The organism is Rhodanobacter sp. FW104-R8, assembly GCF_001617365.1.
GTDB lineage: Bacteria > Pseudomonadota > Gammaproteobacteria > Xanthomonadales > Rhodanobacteraceae > Rhodanobacter.
This window is the reverse complement of the sequence record NZ_LVJR01000009.1, coordinates 54,095-69,470: the sequence shown is the minus strand read 5'-3', so window position 1 is coordinate 69,470 and position 15,376 is coordinate 54,095. Positions and strand designations below refer to the sequence as shown.

Genomic DNA, 15,376 nt, shown 5'->3' with positions numbered 1-15,376 from the left:
GCGCTGCAACTTTTCCCCGCCAAGCGCACTCCAACGTATCGGATGCACGCAACGGCATCCTGGCGCGCCCACCTCCCTGGGCCCGCCACAGGCATGAAACCTCTCCCCTGGGTTTTCCTGCCTGCCCCCGCCCCGGAGGCTCCCCCTAGCCTCCGGGGCTTTTTTTTGCCCCGCACGCCGCCTGTACACTGCATGCATGCCCACCCGGCATACTCGGCCCGTCACCACCGAAGGAGCTTCCATGCGCGCAGGACTTTTCATCGCCGGCATCATCCTGCTGGTCGCCGGCATCTGGATCACCATCGGCAAGGCCAGCTACCAGCAGACCGAAACCCTGGCCCAGCTCGGCTCGGCGAAGATCGAAGCCACCCACACCAAGACCGTGCCGGCGTGGCTCGGCATCGCCGGCATCGTGGTCGGCGGCCTGCTGGTGGTCGGCGGCATCGCCAGCAGGAAGCGCTGAGCGCCTGCCGCAAGCGCAAGCCGCCGCGCCATCGCGGCGGTTTGTGTTTGCGGCCATTACAATGGGTGCGATGGATGTCTCGTACCTGATCGACCCGCTCAACGACGCGCAGCGCGAAGCCGTCTGCGCTCCGCCAGGCCACTACCTCGTCCTCGCCGGCGCCGGCTCCGGCAAGACCCGCGTGCTCACCCACCGCATCGGCTGGCTGACCCAGGTGGAACACGTGCCGCCGTGGGCGATCCTCGCCGTCACCTTCACCAACAAGGCGGCGGGCGAGATGCGCGCGCGGCTGGAAAACCTGATCCCCGGCGGTACCCAGGGCCTCACCGTGGGCACCTTCCACGGCATCGCGCACCGCCTGCTGCGGCGGCACTGGCGCGAGGCCGGGCTGCCGGAAGGCTTCCAGATCCTCGACGCCGACGACCAGCAGCGGCTGGTGAAGCGGGTGGTCGCCGGGCTGGGGCTGGACGAGGCGAAGTTCCCGCCGCGCCAGGCCGCCTGGACCATCAACGGCTGGAAGGACGAGGGCAAGCGCCCCGACGCCATCGAGCACCGCGATCATCCGGTCACGCACACCTTCGTGCGCATCTACCAGGCCTACGAGGACGCCTGCCGCCGCGCCGGCCTGGTCGATTTCGCCGAACTGCTGCTGCGTGCGCACGAGCTGTGGCTGAAGCAGCCGGCCGTGCTGGAGCATTACCAGCAGCGCTGGCGGCACTTGCTGATCGACGAGTTCCAGGACACCAACACGCTGCAGTACGCCTGGATTCGCGTACTCGCCGGCGCCACCGGCAAGGTGTTCGCGGTGGGCGACGACGACCAGTCGATCTACGGCTGGCGCGGCGCCCGGGTGGAGAACATGCAGCAATTCCTCAAGGACTTCCCCGGCGCGCGCACGATCAAGCTGGAACAGAACTACCGCTCCACCTCGACCATCCTCAAGGCGGCCAACAGCGTGATCCAGCGCAACGGCAGCCGCCTCGGCAAGCAGCTGTGGACCGCCGGCGAGGAGGGTGAGCGCATCGCGCTGTACGCCGCCTACAACGAACAGGACGAGGCGCGCTTCGTGGTCGAGCGCATCCGCGAATACATCGCCGAGCACGGCAGCGCGAAGGACTGCGCCATCCTGTACCGCTCCAACGCGCAGTCGCGCAACTTCGAGGAGCAGCTGGCCCAGCGCAGCATCGGCTACCGCGTCTACGGCGGCCAGCGCTTCTTCGAGCGCGCCGAGGTCAAGGATGCGCTGGCCTACCTGCGCCTCACCGCCAACCGCCACGACGACGCCGCGTTCGAGCGCGCGGTGAACACCCCGCCGCGCGGCATCGGCGACCGTACGCTGGACGTGCTGCGCCGCCGCGCGCGCAGCGAGAACAGCTCGATGTGGGAAGCCGCGCTGTCGGAACTGGGCGGCGGCAGCGAGCTGGCCGGCCGCGCGAAGAACGCGGTGAAGGCGTTCCTCGGCATGATCGATGCGATGGCCCACGCCTTCCGGCCATCCACGCCCCATGGCGAAAAGCACGCGCTCACCCTCGCCGAGCAGATCGACCACGCCATCACCCACACCGGCCTGCGCGATTTCTACGAGAAGGACGGCCGCGGCAATGCGGAGTCGCGGGTGGAGAACCTCGACGAGCTGGTCAACGTGGCCAGCCGCTTCGAGCGCACGCCCGAGGACGTCGACGCCGGCCTCGACGAGTTGGCCGCCTTCCTCTCGCACGCCGCGCTGGAGGCCGGCGAGGGCCAGGGCGAGGCATGGGACGACTGCGTGCAACTGATGACGCTGCACTCCGCCAAGGGCCTGGAGTTTCCGCTGGTGTTCCTGGTCGGCATGGAGGAAGGCCTGTTCCCCAGCCAGCGTTCGGTGGAGGACGAGGGCCGGCTGGAGGAGGAGCGCCGGCTCGCCTACGTGGGCATCACCCGCGCGCGCGCGCGGCTGGTGGTGAGCTACGCCGAATCGCGCCGCATGCACGGCACCGAGATGCTGGCGCGGCCGTCGCGCTTCCTCGCCGAAATCCCTGCCGCGCTGGTCGACGAGGTGCGCCCGCGCGTGCAGGTCACCCGCCCGCTGTACGCTGGCCGGTCGCACGAGGTCGCACCCTCGCTGGAGGAATCGCTGCCGGTGAAACTCGGCCAGCGCGTCAGCCATCCCAGCTTCGGCGAAGGCGTGGTGATCAGTGCCGAAGGCAGCGGCGCGCACACCCGGCTGCAGGTGAACTTCGAAGGCGCAGGCAGCAAGTGGCTGGTAGCGGCGTACGCGAACCTGACGGCGCTGTAGGCAACCTATTCGCGCAGGCGCGGTACGCCATGCACGTCGCGTTCTTCCAGCGCGATCGGCCGCGTGTCGGGCTGCAGCGGGTTGGCCGCCGATGCCAGCGCGACGACCGCGTCGCCGCGAGCGAACGCCAGCGCGTTGCGATAGCAGCGCTGCGCCTGTTGCGCATCGCCCTGGCCGGCGAACGCGTCGCCGAGCGCTTCCCACGCGCCGGCGCCGGGCGCCAGCGCCAGCGAGCGCTGCAGGTATTGCCGCGCCTTGCCCCACAGTTCCAGCCGCACGCACATGCGGCCGAGCGTGAGCAGCAGGTTCGCGTCGTTCGGGTGCGCGTCGAGCCAGCCTTCGGCACGGCGCAGGCGCGCCTCGATATCGTCGCCGGCCAGCGTGCCGTAGGTTTCCACCAGCAGCGGCGACCACTCGCGGCGCAGCGCGGATTCCACTTCGTCCATCGCCGGCAGGGTTAGTCCGAACGCGGCAGCGCGGCGAGCGTAGGCATCGATCACCGCGGGCACCCGACGCTGCGTCTTCGGCAGCTGTGACCACAGCGTGTTGAGGCTGGCGCCGTCCGGCGCAGCCTGGATGGTGGCGGCCAGCACCCGGGCCTCCAGCGCGGCATAGGCACGGTTGCCCAGCGCGCCGCTCTTCTGCAACGGTGCCAGGGCTTCGCGGGCGCGCCGCAGGTCGCCGGTCGCCAGCGCCGCCCGCGCCAGTTCGCGCCAGCCGCCCGGGGTCAGCGTGCCCTTGTCGGACTCCGGCGCCAGCAGCGCCAGCGCCTCGGCCGGTTTGCCTTCGCGGCGCAGCACGCGGGCGCGCAGCACGCGGGCCGCCTGCGGTGCGGATTGCGCGGCCTGGTCCAGCGCCTCCAGCGCCCGGCCATGCTCGCCGCGGCGCGAGGCCGCCTCGGCCGCCGCCAGCAGGGCCGGGCCGTGCAGGCTGCCCAGGCGCGAGGCGCGGTTGAGGTCGCGCTCGGCGTCGCCGTGGCGGCCTTCGGCCAAGGCCAGCAGACCCTCGCCCAGGCGCTGCTGGCTGAGCCGGCGATGGCGCCGCGAGAATGCGCCGAACGGCCAGCGCGCCAGCCGCCACAGCAGCGTGAGCAGCACCCACGCCAGCAGCAGGATGACCACCGCCGCCACCACCGTGGTTTCCACCCGCCAGCCGCGCAGGCGCAGCAGCACGTAGCCGGGATCGGCCACCACCCAGTGCCAGCCGAACGCGGCCAGCGCGGCGGCGACCACCAGCAGCCCGATGCCGTACCACAGCTTCATGGCCGCGCTCCGCGGGCCGGTGCGGCCGTGCTGCCGGCCGGCGCGGGCACCAGTGCATGCACCGCGCGCAGGTTGCGCAGTTCGGCCAGCGCGGCGCCCAGCTGCACCGGCGCGGCCACCGGCAGTTGCCCAGCGAGCCGCTTCACGGCGTCGCGCGCCTGTTGTACCGCCGGCGCGCCGGGGTCGAACTGGCTGGCCAACGCGGCATCCACCCGCTGCAGCGCGGCCGCATAGCCCTTGCTGTCGTAGGCCAGCAACGCGGCCTGCGCCTGGGCCAGGTCGAGCGCGGCCAGCTCGCGCGCGAAGCGCGCGTCGGCCACCGCCAGCGGCGCGCCGTCGTCGCGCTGCACGCTGACCACGCCGGCCAGCGCGCGGCGGATGCGCGACCAGGCGTCGGTGGCCGGCGCCGATCCGCCGTCGAGCGGCTTCAGCGGCAGACTGGCCAGGTCGCCACGCAGCACCTCCAGCTGCTGCAGCGCGCTGGCCTGGCTGGCCGGCTGGCTTTTCACCAGCGCCTCGCGCTCGGCGTTGACGCTCTGGCGCAGGCCGCTGAACGCGCCGTCGTTGACGGCGGCCAGGGCCTGGTCGGCCAGCGCGTACGCGGCGGCGGCGCCCTGCGCGTCGTGGAACAGCGTGTAGCGTGCGCCGGCCATGCGCAGCAGCGATTCGGTTTCGTCCAGCAGCATGCCGTCGCGGCCGGACAGGCTCTTCTCGGCCAGCTTGGCCACCGCGTCCTCGAGGTGGCGCGTGCGCTCGGCCTGGCCGAGCAGTTCCTCGCGCAGCGAACGGTTGACCTGGGCCGCGTCGTCGAGGCGCTGGTTCAGGCTGTCGCGCTGGCCACCGAGCGCGGCCAGCGCGGTTTCCAGCGTGCCCACGCGCTGCTGCAGACCGGCCACCTGCCGGCTGTCGCCGGCGCTGCCCTGCTCCAGCTGCCACTGGCGCCAGCCGACATAGCCGGATGCGCCCACCGCGACCAGCGCCAGCAGTACCGCCAGCGCCCGGCTGCCGCCACCGCGGGCGGCCGGCAGCGGGCGCGAGGCGCGCAAGGACGGATCGACCGGCACGCGGTCGGGACGGGCGCCCCCGGGCGCGACGGACTCGTTCGGCTTGTCTGGGCTGCTCATGCATGCATGCTAACAGCCCATACGGCCGCGTTCGTAGCAAGCCCGCGTGAAGGACTCAGGCCGCGCGGGCCGCCGCGTCGAGCAGATCGGCCGAGAGCGCCGAGGCGGCCGGCACGATGCGCGCGAAGCCCGCCGCGCGGGCCGCCGCGGCCAGCCGTGCGCTGCTGGCCACCGCGGTCGCCGCGCACAACCGTACCCACGCCGGCGGCGGCAGCAACTGCTGCAGGTTGTGCAACGCCTCGGCGCTGGACAGCAGCACCCGCGCCGAAGGCCGCAGCCGCGACAACGCGTCGACGTGGCGGCGATCCAGCCGCGGCGGCACCCGCCGGTACACGTGCAGCTCGCGCAGCCGCGCACCGCGCGCGGCGAGCTGTTCGCGCAGCACGCCGCGGCCGCCGGGCGCGCCGACCAGCGCGACCCGGCGGCCGCGCAGGTCGCGCAGGGCGGAATGTTCGAGCAGGCCTTCGCTGTCCTGCATGCCGCGCGGCACCAGCGGCGCGGCAACGCCGTGCCGACGCAAGGCGCGTGCCGTGCCCCGGCCCACCGCCAGCACCACTGCCGCCGTTTCGAGCGGCAGCAGCGCCGCGGCGTAACGCACCGCAGCGGGACTGGTGAACACCAGCAATTCGTCCGCCAGCGCCATGCGCAGGCCGTTGCGCGCGGCCACCTCGTCCGCCGCGCCGCGCAGCGCCAGGCCCGGCAGCAACAGCGGCACGCCACCGAGCGCGCGCACCCGCCGCGCCAGCGCCGAGGCGGTGCCGGCCGGACGCGTGATCACCACGGTCCGGCCGCGCAGCCGGGGTTTTCCGGAGGATTGCCGCTGCATCCGCGCACCGCGTCCCTTCACTGTGATGGCCCCAGTGTAGCGGTGGCCCTACACTGACGGGCTTCCCTTCCCGCGAATCCCCGATCACGTGAGTACCCTCGACGACGACGCGACACCTGCCCGACAACTGATCGCATTCATCCGCAACGAGATCCCGCTGGCCCACGCGATGGACCTGCAGCTGGCCGGCTGCGGAGACGATTTCCTCGGCCTGCGCGCGCCGCTGGCGCCGAACGTGAACGACAAGGGCTGCGCGTTCGGCGGCAGCCTGGTCAGCCTGATGACCCTGAGCGGCTGGGCGCTGGTGGAACTGGCGCTGCGCCGGCGCGGCCTCGACTGCGACGTGTTCGTGGCCGAGTCGGCCGTGCGCTACCTGGCGCCGCTGTGGCGGGACTTCCACAGCGAGGCGCGGCTCGCCGCACACGCCGACTGGGCCACCTTCTTCGACACGCTGGCCGCCCGCGGCAAGGCGCGCATCGGCGTGGACTGCGTGGTGCCCGACGACGACGGCCGGCCCGCCGCCACCCTGGCCGCCCGCTTCGTCGCCAAGCGGCGTGCCTGAGTCGTCCGCCGCCACTTGGGGCAGAATGGCCGGATATCCATCGGGGAGGAAGACCATGCGCCGCATCCTGAGCCTGCTTGTCGCGCTGTCCATGCTGCCGGCGCTGGCCGGTTGCGCCACCAAGACCCGCAGCGACGAGCTGACCACCACGCTGAAGGCCTATGGCAGCACGCTGCGCTGGGGCGACTTCCGCAGCGCGGCGCAGTTCATCGAACCGTCCCGCCGCGCCGCCCACCCGCTCAGCACGCTCGACCTGGCGCGCTACCAGCAGGTACGGGTAAGCGAGTACGACGACGGCGCCGGCCCGGTGCCGAGCGGCGACTTCGACGTGCAGCAGACGGTGCTGATCAACCTGATCAACGTCCACACCCAGTCCGAGCGCAGCGTCGTCGACCGCCAGACCTGGCACTACGACGAGAAGACCAAGCACTGGTGGCTGACCAGCGGGCTGCCGGACATCACGCAGGACTGAGCGCCCGGACAGGCGCCGGGCCGCGGCGGCCGCGGCATACCCGTATAATCGCCGGTTTACCCGGATCGGCGCCGCGCGCGCGAAGTGGACTGACGATGAACGATTTCCTGCACAAGCTGCCCGAATTTGTCGGCAACCATGCGGCCTTGTCGGCCCTGTTCGTGATCCTGCTGCTGGCGTTGATCGTGATCCAGGTCAGCACGCTGTTCAGCAAGGTGAAGGAGCTGAGCCCGGCCGGCCTGACCCAGCTGATCAACCGCGAGAGCCCGCTGCTGATCGACCTGTCGGCGATCGCCGAGTTCGAGAAGATGCACGTGCCCGGCGCCAGGCACGTGGCGATGAGCCAGTTCGACCCGGAGCACAAGGACCTGGCCAAGGCGAAGGAACTGCCGGTGGTGGTGATGGACAAGGACGGCCGCGGCAACTCGCTGAAGGCTTCGCAGCGCCTGATTAAGGCCGGCTTCGGCAAGGTCTACACCCTGGGCGGCGGCGTGCTGGCCTGGCACGCGGCGCAGCTGCCGGTGGCCAAGGGCCGGTAGGAGCGCACCCTGTGCGCGATGGCTCTTTGCCTCGCAAAAGAGCCATCGCGCACAGGGTGCGCTCCTACCGGTCGTGGATGCCGGCGCGCCCGGCGAGGATCTGCGCCAGCACGTCCGGCGCGTATTCGAACGAGTCGTAGTAGAGCCGCTCCTCCGGCAGGCCCGCAGCGAGGAATCGCGGATGCGCGGCGTCGATCATCACCGGCGGGCCGCTCATGTACAGGTCGTGGCCGGACAGGTCGGCCTGGTCCAGCAGCACCGCTTCGTGCACCAGTCCCGTACGCAGGCCGTCGGCCCGCGCCGGGTCGGAAACGACCGGGCAGAAACGTAGGTTCGGCAGCTCGCGCGCCCAGTATTCGGCCAGCGTGCGCAGGTACAGCCCGGCTGCGCTGCGTGCGCCCCAGTACACCCGCATCGGCCGGCGCGTGCCCAGCGCGATGAAGTGCTCCACGATCGCCTTGACCGGGGCGAAGCCGGTGCCGCCGGCCATGAAGATCATCGGCCGCTCGGAATCCTCGCGCGGCACGAAGGTGCCCAGCGGCCCCTCGATGCGCAGCCGGTCGCCCACCTGCAGCCGGTCGCTGACCCACGAGGTGAAGCCGCCGCCGGCGACGTGCCGCACGTGCAGTTCGATCATGCCGTCGTCGCGCGGGCCGTTGGCGACCGAGAACGGGCGGCGCCGGCCGTCGTCGAGCAGCACGTCCACGTACTGCCCCGGCAGCCGCTTCAGCCGGCGCTCGCCGTGGGCCGGCAGCAGGCGCAGGCCGATGACTTCGTTCGCCAGCCGCCATTTCTCCGCCACCACCATGTCGAGCTGGCGTCGCGCGATGTCCTCCACCGAGGGGACCTCGCGCGCCTCCAGCAGCAGGTCGCTGGCCGGCACCGCCTGGCACAGCAGCACCGCATGCTGCGCCAGTGCGCCCGCATCCAGCGCCCGCGGCGGGTTGCGCGGGTAGTCGCAGCGCCCCTCCAGCAAGATCGCCTTGCAGCTGCCGCAGACGCCGGCCCGGCACGAATACGGCAACGCCACGCCGGCGCGCTGCGCCGCTTCCAGCACGGTTTCGCCGGGGGCCACCGAGAACCGGCGGCCGGAAGATTTGAGGGTGACGGTAAACACCAGGTGCATTGTCGCGGCGATCGCAGCGGACAACAATGCGGCCTCGCACCGAAGGAATCAACGATGAGCCTCTGGAAACAACCCACCGACCTCGCCCGCCTCAACGGCTGGAGCGCCAACACCATGATGGAGACGCTGGGCATCCGCATCACCGCGGTCGGCGACGACTGGCTGGCCGGCAGCATGCCGGTCGATTCGCGCACCCACCAGCCGTACGGCCTGCTGCACGGCGGCGCCTCGGTGGCGCTGGCCGAGACGCTGGGCAGCACCGCGGCGATGCTCACGCTGGACCCCGGGAAGGAACTGGCAGTCGGGCTCGATATCAACGCCAACCACGTGCGCGGCGTGCGCAGCGGCACCGTGACCGGCACCGCGAGGGCGCTGCACATCGGCCGCACCACCCAGGTGTGGGAGATCCGCATCGAGAACGAGGAAGGCGCGCTGGTGTGCATCTCGCGCATCACCATGGCGGTGATCCCGGCACGCGGCATGGGCGTACGTTGAGCGTGGTTTTTCTGCGAAAACCCGCTCCCTCACCTTCCCGCAAGGGGATTTCCTCCGGTCACAATCCTCTCCCGGAGGGAGAGGAGGCAACCACAAAAGGCACGGTACCTGATGGCAGCCGACACGCCGTACGCCAGCCTCACCCCCGACCTGGTGCTCGACGCGGTCGGCACCTGCGGCCTGTGGCCGGACGGCCGGCTGCTGGCGCTGAACAGCTACGAGAACCGGGTGTGGCAAGTGGGCTTGGAAGACGCTTCGCCGGTGATCGCGAAGTTCTACCGACCCGGCCGCTGGAGTGATGCGGCGATCATCGAGGAACATGCGTTCACGCAGGAACTGGCCGACGCCGAGCTGCCGGTGGTGGCGCCGCTCGCCTTCGGCGGCCGCACCCTGCTGCAGCATGGCGGCTTCCGCTATGCGCTGACCCCGCGCCGCGGTGGCCGCGCCCCGGAACTGGAGGCACTGGACCAACTGCAATGGCTGGGCCGGCTGATTGCGCGCCTGCACCTGATCGGCGGCCGGCAGCCGTTCGCGCATCGCGACCGGCTCGACCGCGACACGATGGTGCGGCAGCCGATGCGCGCGGTGCTCGATTCGTCCCTGCTGCCGGCCTCGCTGCAGGCGAATTACCACGCCGCGGCGACGCGGCTGGATGCGGCGATCGCCGCGCGTCTGGAAGCGGTCGGCCCGGTGCGGCAGCTGCGCCTGCACGGCGACTGCCATCCCGGCAACGTGCTGTGGACCGACGCCGGCCCGCACTTCGTCGATTTCGACGACGCGCGCAGCGGCCCGGCAGTGCAGGACCTGTGGATGCTCGCCAACGACGAACGCGCGATGGACGCCGTGCTCGAGGGCTACCGGCAGTTCCGCCCGTTCGACCACGCCGAGCTGGCACTGGTCCCGGCGTTGCGCGCGATGCGCCAGCTGCACTACGCCGGCTGGATCGCCGCGCGCTGGCACGACCCGGCCTTCCCCGCCGCGTTCCCGTTCGCCGCCGAATCGCGCTGGTGGGAACAGCACGTCGCCGACCTGCATGAGCTGGCCGACGCGCTCGGCTAGGCCCGGTGCGCCGGAGACATATCCGTAGGAGCCCGCTCGCGGGCGATGCTGTTGTTCTGATCTTCGCCCGAATCATCGAAACAGGAGCATCGCCCGCGAGCGGGCTCCTACCGTTTCCGTTCCGGGTATCCGCAAGAACTTCCTTCCGCCCGCGCAAGCAGGCATGCTTGGCCGGATACCTTGCCGAGCGTGCCCATGAAACGATCCCGCACCGCCGCCCTGCTGCTGATGAGCACGGCTCCGTTGTTGCTGACCGCCTGCGATCGCAGCGAAAGCGCGTCGCGCGAGGGCCTGTACACCTCGGTCGAGGCCTGCGTGGCGCAGACCAACGACAGCGCCACCTGCCGGCAGGCGTTCGCCAAGGCGCAGCAGGATGCGACGGCCAGCGCGCCGCGCTTCGCCAACCGCGAGGCGTGCGAGGCCAGCTACGGCAAGGAGCAGTGCGCCGAACGCAGCGACGGCGCCAATCATTCGTTCTTCGGCCCGCTGATGACCGGCTTCTTCCTGTCGCAGATGATGTCGCGCAACGGCGTGGCCGCCAACGGCTTCAACAGCGCGCCGGCGTTCCGCGACAGCAACGGCGGCTGGCAGCGCCCGGCCGCCGGTGCCGGCGGCGTCTACCGCGGCGGCACCGGCACCGCGATGGTGCCGGTCAACGCCACGCCGAACCGCGCGGTCACGGTCAGCCGTTCCGGCTTCGGCAGCTCCGGCAGCAGCCGCGGCATCGGCGGCTGATGCGCCGCATCGCCACGGCCGAACGCCCCGACTGGCGCGCGAAGGCCGCCGCCTGCGGCTTCGGCTTCCACACCATCGACGACGCGCCGTACTGGGACGAGTCGGCGTACTACGCGTTCACCCTGCGCGAGATCGAGGACGGCATCGAGGCGCCCACCGAGGAACTGCACGCGATGGCACTGGACATGGTCGAGCGCATCGTGGGCAGCGAGCAGCACATGCAGCAGCTGGCGATCCCCGAGCCGTATCGCGACTGGATCGCGCAGAGCTGGCGCGAGCGCCAGCCGCACCTGTACGGCCGCATGGACTTTGCCTACGGCGGCAACGGCCCGGCCAAGCTCTATGAGTTGAACTACGACACGCCCACCTCGCTGTTCGAGGCCGCGTTCTTCCAGTGGCAATGGCTGGAGGACCAGCTAGCGCGCGGCCAGCTGCCGGCCGGCAGCGATCAGTTCAACTCGATCTACGAGTCACTGGTGGAGGCGTTCGGCACCATCGCGCGCGGCATCGCGCGGCCGTTCCACTTCGCCGCCGTGCGCGATTCGGCGGAAGACCAGGGCACCGTCGCCTACCTGCGCGATTGCGCGCTGCAGGCGGGCATCGACTGCGGCACCCTCGCCATCGAGGACATCGGCGTGTCCGCCGACGGCCGTTTCACCGACCTCGACGACCAGGTGATCGGCTGCCTGTTCAAGCTGTATCCGCTGGAGGACATGTTCCGCGAATCGTTCGGCGCCTGCCTGCCGCGCTCCGGCCTGCAGTTGATCGAGCCGCCGTGGAAGGCGCTGCTCAGCAACAAGGGCATCCTGCCGCTGCTGTGGGAGGCGCATCGCGACCACCCGAACCTGCTGCCGGCCGAGTTCGACGGCGGCGGCGAGTTGCCGCGCGGCTGGGTGCGCAAGCCGCTGCACTCGCGCGAAGGCGCCAACATCACGATGCACCTGGACGACGGCCGCGAACTGCGCACCGACGGTCCGTACCGCGACGGCCCGTGCATTCGCCAGGCCTGCCACCCGCTGCCCGGCTTCGATGGCCACTATCCGCTGATCGGCAGTTGGGTCGTCGGCGACCGTGCCTGCGGCATCGGCATCCGCGAGGACGATTCGCTGGTCACCCGGGACAGCGCCCGCTTCGTGCCACATGCCATCGTCGAGGAAGCGCGCGGCGTGCTGATCGCCTGAGCCGCCTCGCCATTCGCGGAAAATCGCGACGCCCACGCAAATCACGCCGGCCCTGCTCGGCTAAGCTTGCGTCTTTTGAACGGGGCCACGCGTGCGCAATTTTCTCTTTCGCCTGATCGGCATCCTCGAAGTCGCCGGCGGCCTGTACGGCGTAGCGGTGATGCTGCGCCGCCTGCTGCCGCTGGGCTCGACCCACGACAGCATCCTCGCGCTGATCGGCCTGCTCCTGTACGGCTTCGTACTGGTCGCCGGCGTGCTGCTGCTGGAAGGCGGCGAAGGCGGCGTGCGGCTGTCGCGCTGGGCGCAGCTGCTTCAGCTGCCGCTGATCGCCACGCCCATCTTCAGCTACGCGCTGCACTGTGGCGCCTTCGTCAACGTGTACGCCACCCTGCAGGCCGCGCCGCGGCTGGGCATCGACTGGCACTTCGGCAGCCAGGGCTTCGTGCTGGCGATGGCCGGACCGGCCGTGTCGCGGCTGGGCCTCAACCTGCTGGCGCTGCTGTCGTGGCTGGTGCTGCGCCTGCGCTGATGCGCTCTGCTCCATCCCCTGCGAAGCAGGGGATGGCTGGGGTGGGGTTCACTCTTGATCTTCCACGCCAGCTCGAGCAACCCCTCCCGGCCTCCCCTGCGCAGCAGGGGAGGAGCAAAGCACCGGCTATCATGCGCGGATGAACATACCCGCCGCGCTCCCCGTCATCCGCCTGAAATCCGACCGCAGCCCCGGCCACCCGTGGGTATGGTCGGCGCAGCTGCACAAGCCGGAGCAGAAGCTGCCGCCGGGCAGCCTGGTCGCGGTGCACGATGCGAAGGGCCGTTTCGTCGGCCGCGCGTTCTGGAACGGCCACGCGCGCATCGCGCTGCGCCTGCTCGATGCGCATCCGGACGCCGGCATCGATGCCGACTGGATCTCCGCGCGCCTTGCCCGCGCCGTGCAGCTGCGCCGCGACTGGCTGCGACTGGATGCCGTCAGCGACGCCTGGCGCGTGGTGCACAGCGAGGGCGACGGCCTGTCCGGCCTGATCGTCGACCGCTACGCCGACGTCCTGGTGATCGAATACTTCGCCGCCGGCATGTGGCGTTTCCGCGAGGCGATCCATGCCGCCCTGCTGGCGCACTTTCCCGACGCGCAGCTTTACTGGTTCGCCGAGTCGCACGTGCAGAAGCAGGAATCGTTCGACTGCCGCAGCCCCGAGGTGCCCGCGCCGTTCGAGGTGCATGAGCACGGGCTGCGCTTCCACGCCGCGCCCGGCCTGGGCCACAAGACCGGCTTCTTCGCCGACCAGCGCGACAACCGCAAACGCTTCGCCGAACTGGCGAAGGGCCGCCGTGTGCTCGACCTGTGCTGCAACGCCGGCGGCTTCGCCGTGCACGCGATGGCGGCCGGCGCGCGCGCGGCGGTCGGCGTGGATCTCGACGCCGGCATCCTCGAAGTCGCCCGCGCCAATGCCGCCGCCAACAACGTCGCGGTGACATTCGAGCAGGCCGACATCTTCGACTGGGTGCGCGCGGCGGTAGCGCGCGGCGAGCGCTACGACGCGGTGATCCTCGACCCGGCCAAGCTCACCCGCGATCGCAGCAAGGTGATGGACGCGCTGAAGAAATACTTCGCGATGAACCGCATGGCGCTGGACATCATCCCGCCCGGCGGCCTGCTGCTGACCTGCTCGTGCACCGGCCTGGTCGGCGAAAGCGAGTTCCTGGAGATGCTGCGCCGGGTGGCGCTCAACGCCGGCCGCGAGATCCAGGTGCTGGAAGTGCGCGGTGCCGGCGCCGACCACCCGTTCCGCACCGACGTGCCGGAAGGCCGCTACCTGAAGGCGGTGTTCTGCCGGGTGGATTGAAACTCCCGGGCCTCCGAGCTTGAACCTCGACAACGAGGGTATTTCGTAGGGCGGGCACGGCCCGCCGCTCTACCTCACGTCTGCGAAAACCAAAGCCGGCGGGCCGTGCCCGCCCTACGAGGCTGCCGGGTGGATGGGACCGCCAGCTTCATCTGCGGTAGTGGTTGTTTACGCGCTGCGCGGCAACCGCCCGCGCAGCGACACGGCATCGAACGGGCCGGGCTCGGCGATCAGCTCGCGCGCGGCATCCACCTGATCCCACACGTTCCACAGCAGCACGCCGCGCACGCGACCGCCTTCGAGGTAGTACACCACACCCTCGCGGTTCGGTTCGCGCCAGTCCTCAACCACCTGCAGCCGTGTATCGAGCAGGCCGACCGCCTCGTAGCCGAGGTCGAACAGATCGGAATAGAAGAACGGCAGCGCGATGTATTCCCCGGCAACCCCAGCCATCGCGCGGCCGGCGTGGCGGCCCATGCTCACCGCCGCGTCCTCGTGCTCCACGCGCAGGCGCCGGCCCAGTGCCGGGTTGTAGAAGTTGGCCACGTCGCCGGCGGCCCAGATATCCGCGTCGCTGCTGCGCAGGCGGGCATCGACCACGATGCCGTCATCGACGGCGAGGCCGGCCTGTTCGGCCAGCGCGGTGTTCGGCGTCACGCCGAGGCCGGCCACTGCCGCCTCCACGCGCAGCAGGCTGCCGTCGGACAGCACCAGCTCCACCCCGCCGTCGGTGGGGTTGCTGCCCTGCACGCGGGCGCCGCTGCGCACATCCACGCCGCGGCTGCGGTAGTAGTCGTCGAGGTAGTGCGCCAGGCCATCGGGGTAGCGCCCCGCGCCGATCGTCGCGCCGGGAAACAGCAAGGTCACCTTGCAGCCGAGGCTGCACAGCGACGCCGCCAGCTCGCAGCCGATGAAGCCGCCGCCGATCACCGCGATGAAGGCGCCGGGCTTGGCGTAACGCCGCAAAGCCTGGTAATCGTCCAGCGTGCGGAAATGGATGATCCGCTCGCCGCCCTCGAACGGCAGCTGCCGCGGGGTGGCGCCGGTAGCCAGCAGCAGGCGGCGGTAACGGTAGCTGTCGCCGCGGTCGTCGCGCGCCACATGGGCCACGCGGTCCAGCGCCTCGATGCGCCGGCCCTGATGCAGCACGGCGCCGCTGGCCGCGGTGGCCAGGTCGATGTCGGCCACCGGTTTGTCGCCCTTCCACAGCGCTTTCGACAGCGGCGGTCGTTTGTACGGTGGTTGCGCCTCGGCGCCGACGACGCCCACGTTCGCCGCGGCATCGACCTCGCGGATCGCCTTGGCGGCAGCATCGGCAGCCATGCCGCCGCCGATGATCAGGTAATCGTGAATGTGCTCCATGTCTGTCTCCCGGGCCGACGGATCGGCCCATGATGCACCGCTGCAGCAACGGCG

General features: G+C 71.1%; 16 protein-coding genes. 11 read left to right on the top strand and 5 right to left on the bottom strand.

The genetic code is table 11. The features are described 5' to 3' along the window. Nucleotides 1-241 precede the first annotated feature (241 nt). The gene (locus RHOFW104R8_RS02110) at nucleotides 242-463 is read left to right on the top strand and encodes a hypothetical protein (protein WP_068092147.1); all 222 of its coding nucleotides are present in this window, start codon (nucleotides 242-244) and stop codon (nucleotides 461-463) included. Nucleotides 464-533: 70 nt separating this feature from the next. Next, nucleotides 534-2,738 (top strand): DNA helicase II, encoded by a 2,205-nt coding sequence (gene uvrD / locus RHOFW104R8_RS02105; RefSeq protein WP_068092327.1) that lies wholly within the window; start codon nucleotides 534-536, stop codon nucleotides 2,736-2,738. 5 nt (nucleotides 2,739-2,743) lie between these two features. On the opposite strand, the gene RHOFW104R8_RS02100 is transcribed toward uvrD, so the two are convergent. The 3 genes from RHOFW104R8_RS02100 to RHOFW104R8_RS02090 are packed head-to-tail and all read right to left on the bottom strand — an operon-like array spanning nucleotide 2,744 to nucleotide 5,950. Continuing rightward, nucleotides 2,744-4,000 (bottom strand): heme biosynthesis protein HemY, encoded by a 1,257-nt coding sequence (locus RHOFW104R8_RS02100; RefSeq protein WP_068092149.1) that lies wholly within the window; start codon nucleotides 3,998-4,000, stop codon nucleotides 2,744-2,746. Continuing rightward, entirely contained in the window at nucleotides 3,997-5,124 is a 1,128-nt protein-coding gene (locus tag RHOFW104R8_RS02095; protein WP_068092152.1) for a uroporphyrinogen-III C-methyltransferase, read from the bottom strand. Before RHOFW104R8_RS02095 ends, RHOFW104R8_RS02100 begins: the two co-directional genes overlap by 4 nt. A 55-nt stretch (nucleotides 5,125-5,179) precedes the next feature. Further along, a complete protein-coding gene (locus tag RHOFW104R8_RS02090; RefSeq protein WP_068092154.1) occupies nucleotides 5,180-5,950 on the bottom strand; it encodes a uroporphyrinogen-III synthase in 771 nt (256 codons plus the stop codon). A gap of 88 nt (nucleotides 5,951-6,038) precedes the next feature. Between RHOFW104R8_RS02090 and RHOFW104R8_RS02085 the strand changes: the two genes are divergently transcribed. The 3 genes from RHOFW104R8_RS02085 to RHOFW104R8_RS02075 all read left to right on the top strand — a co-directional run bounded on the left by RHOFW104R8_RS02085 (nucleotide 6,039) and on the right by RHOFW104R8_RS02075 (nucleotide 7,523). After that, a complete protein-coding gene (locus RHOFW104R8_RS02085; RefSeq protein ID WP_068092156.1) occupies nucleotides 6,039-6,512 on the top strand; it encodes a YiiD C-terminal domain-containing protein in 474 nt (157 codons plus the stop codon). A gap of 55 nt (nucleotides 6,513-6,567) precedes the next feature. Beyond that, a complete protein-coding gene (locus tag RHOFW104R8_RS02080) occupies nucleotides 6,568-6,984 on the top strand; it encodes a hypothetical protein (RefSeq protein ID WP_068092159.1) in 417 nt (138 codons plus the stop codon). A 95-nt stretch (nucleotides 6,985-7,079) separates the two neighbouring features. Next, complete coding sequence (locus RHOFW104R8_RS02075; RefSeq protein WP_068092162.1) at nucleotides 7,080-7,523, top strand: rhodanese-like domain-containing protein; 444 nt, start codon at nucleotides 7,080-7,082, stop codon at nucleotides 7,521-7,523. A gap of 64 nt (nucleotides 7,524-7,587) precedes the next feature. Here the strand turns inward: RHOFW104R8_RS02075 and RHOFW104R8_RS02070 are convergent, their stop codons facing one another. Beyond that, the gene (locus RHOFW104R8_RS02070) at nucleotides 7,588-8,649 is read right to left on the bottom strand and encodes a 2Fe-2S iron-sulfur cluster-binding protein (RefSeq protein ID WP_068092165.1); all 1,062 of its coding nucleotides are present in this window, start codon (nucleotides 8,647-8,649) and stop codon (nucleotides 7,588-7,590) included. A gap of 54 nt (nucleotides 8,650-8,703) precedes the next feature. On the opposite strand from RHOFW104R8_RS02070, the gene RHOFW104R8_RS02065 reads away from it, so the two are divergent. The 6 genes from RHOFW104R8_RS02065 to RHOFW104R8_RS02040 all read left to right on the top strand — a co-directional run bounded on the left by RHOFW104R8_RS02065 (nucleotide 8,704) and on the right by RHOFW104R8_RS02040 (nucleotide 13,960). Next, a complete protein-coding gene (locus tag RHOFW104R8_RS02065) occupies nucleotides 8,704-9,144 on the top strand; it encodes a hotdog fold thioesterase (protein ID WP_068092168.1) in 441 nt (146 codons plus the stop codon). 111 nt (nucleotides 9,145-9,255) lie between these two features. After that, on the top strand, nucleotides 9,256-10,203 hold the full coding sequence (locus RHOFW104R8_RS02060) for a serine/threonine protein kinase (protein ID WP_068092171.1): 948 nt from the start codon (nucleotides 9,256-9,258) through the stop codon (nucleotides 10,201-10,203). Between the two features lie 195 nt (nucleotides 10,204-10,398). Next, complete coding sequence (locus RHOFW104R8_RS02055) at nucleotides 10,399-10,938, top strand: DUF1190 domain-containing protein (RefSeq protein WP_068092174.1); 540 nt, start codon at nucleotides 10,399-10,401, stop codon at nucleotides 10,936-10,938. After that, nucleotides 10,938-12,119 (top strand): glutathionylspermidine synthase family protein, encoded by a 1,182-nt coding sequence (locus RHOFW104R8_RS02050; RefSeq protein WP_068092177.1) that lies wholly within the window; start codon nucleotides 10,938-10,940, stop codon nucleotides 12,117-12,119. The genes RHOFW104R8_RS02055 and RHOFW104R8_RS02050 overlap by 1 nt, the downstream gene beginning before the upstream one ends. 91 nt (nucleotides 12,120-12,210) lie before the next feature. Further along, nucleotides 12,211-12,648: a hypothetical protein gene (locus RHOFW104R8_RS02045; RefSeq protein ID WP_068092179.1), complete on the top strand. Its 438-nt coding sequence runs from the start codon at nucleotides 12,211-12,213 to the stop codon at nucleotides 12,646-12,648. Between the two features lie 139 nt (nucleotides 12,649-12,787). Next, nucleotides 12,788-13,960: a class I SAM-dependent rRNA methyltransferase gene (locus tag RHOFW104R8_RS02040; RefSeq protein ID WP_068092185.1), complete on the top strand. Its 1,173-nt coding sequence runs from the start codon at nucleotides 12,788-12,790 to the stop codon at nucleotides 13,958-13,960. A gap of 168 nt (nucleotides 13,961-14,128) precedes the next feature. Here RHOFW104R8_RS02040 and RHOFW104R8_RS02035 read toward each other — a convergent pair whose 3' ends face one another. Continuing rightward, a complete protein-coding gene (locus RHOFW104R8_RS02035; RefSeq protein WP_068092187.1) occupies nucleotides 14,129-15,322 on the bottom strand; it encodes an NAD(P)/FAD-dependent oxidoreductase in 1,194 nt (397 codons plus the stop codon). Nucleotides 15,323-15,376 lie beyond the last annotated feature (54 nt).

What these genes read in the sequence shown, in the direction of transcription:
- RHOFW104R8_RS02035 (WP_068092187.1), bottom strand. Translation starts at nt 15,322, where the DNA reads ATGGAGCACATTCACGATTACCTGATCATCGGCGGCGGCATGGCTGCC.
- RHOFW104R8_RS02050 (WP_068092177.1), top strand. Translation starts at nt 10,938, where the DNA reads ATGCGCCGCATCGCCACGGCCGAACGCCCCGACTGGCGCGCGAAGGCC.
- RHOFW104R8_RS02075 (WP_068092162.1), top strand. Translation starts at nt 7,080, where the DNA reads ATGAACGATTTCCTGCACAAGCTGCCCGAATTTGTCGGCAACCATGCG.
- RHOFW104R8_RS02110 (WP_068092147.1), top strand. Translation starts at nt 242, where the DNA reads ATGCGCGCAGGACTTTTCATCGCCGGCATCATCCTGCTGGTCGCCGGC.
- RHOFW104R8_RS02065 (WP_068092168.1), top strand. Translation starts at nt 8,704, where the DNA reads ATGAGCCTCTGGAAACAACCCACCGACCTCGCCCGCCTCAACGGCTGG.
- RHOFW104R8_RS02090 (WP_068092154.1), bottom strand. Translation starts at nt 5,950, where the DNA reads ATGCAGCGGCAATCCTCCGGAAAACCCCGGCTGCGCGGCCGGACCGTG.
- RHOFW104R8_RS02060 (WP_068092171.1), top strand. Translation starts at nt 9,256, where the DNA reads ATGGCAGCCGACACGCCGTACGCCAGCCTCACCCCCGACCTGGTGCTC.
- RHOFW104R8_RS02080 (WP_068092159.1), top strand. Translation starts at nt 6,568, where the DNA reads ATGCGCCGCATCCTGAGCCTGCTTGTCGCGCTGTCCATGCTGCCGGCG.
- RHOFW104R8_RS02070 (WP_068092165.1), bottom strand. Translation starts at nt 8,649, where the DNA reads ATGCACCTGGTGTTTACCGTCACCCTCAAATCTTCCGGCCGCCGGTTC.
- RHOFW104R8_RS02100 (WP_068092149.1), bottom strand. Translation starts at nt 4,000, where the DNA reads ATGAAGCTGTGGTACGGCATCGGGCTGCTGGTGGTCGCCGCCGCGCTG.
- RHOFW104R8_RS02055 (WP_068092174.1), top strand. Translation starts at nt 10,399, where the DNA reads ATGAAACGATCCCGCACCGCCGCCCTGCTGCTGATGAGCACGGCTCCG.
- uvrD (WP_068092327.1), top strand. Translation starts at nt 534, where the DNA reads ATGGATGTCTCGTACCTGATCGACCCGCTCAACGACGCGCAGCGCGAA.
- RHOFW104R8_RS02095 (WP_068092152.1), bottom strand. Translation starts at nt 5,124, where the DNA reads ATGAGCAGCCCAGACAAGCCGAACGAGTCCGTCGCGCCCGGGGGCGCC.
- RHOFW104R8_RS02040 (WP_068092185.1), top strand. Translation starts at nt 12,788, where the DNA reads ATGAACATACCCGCCGCGCTCCCCGTCATCCGCCTGAAATCCGACCGC.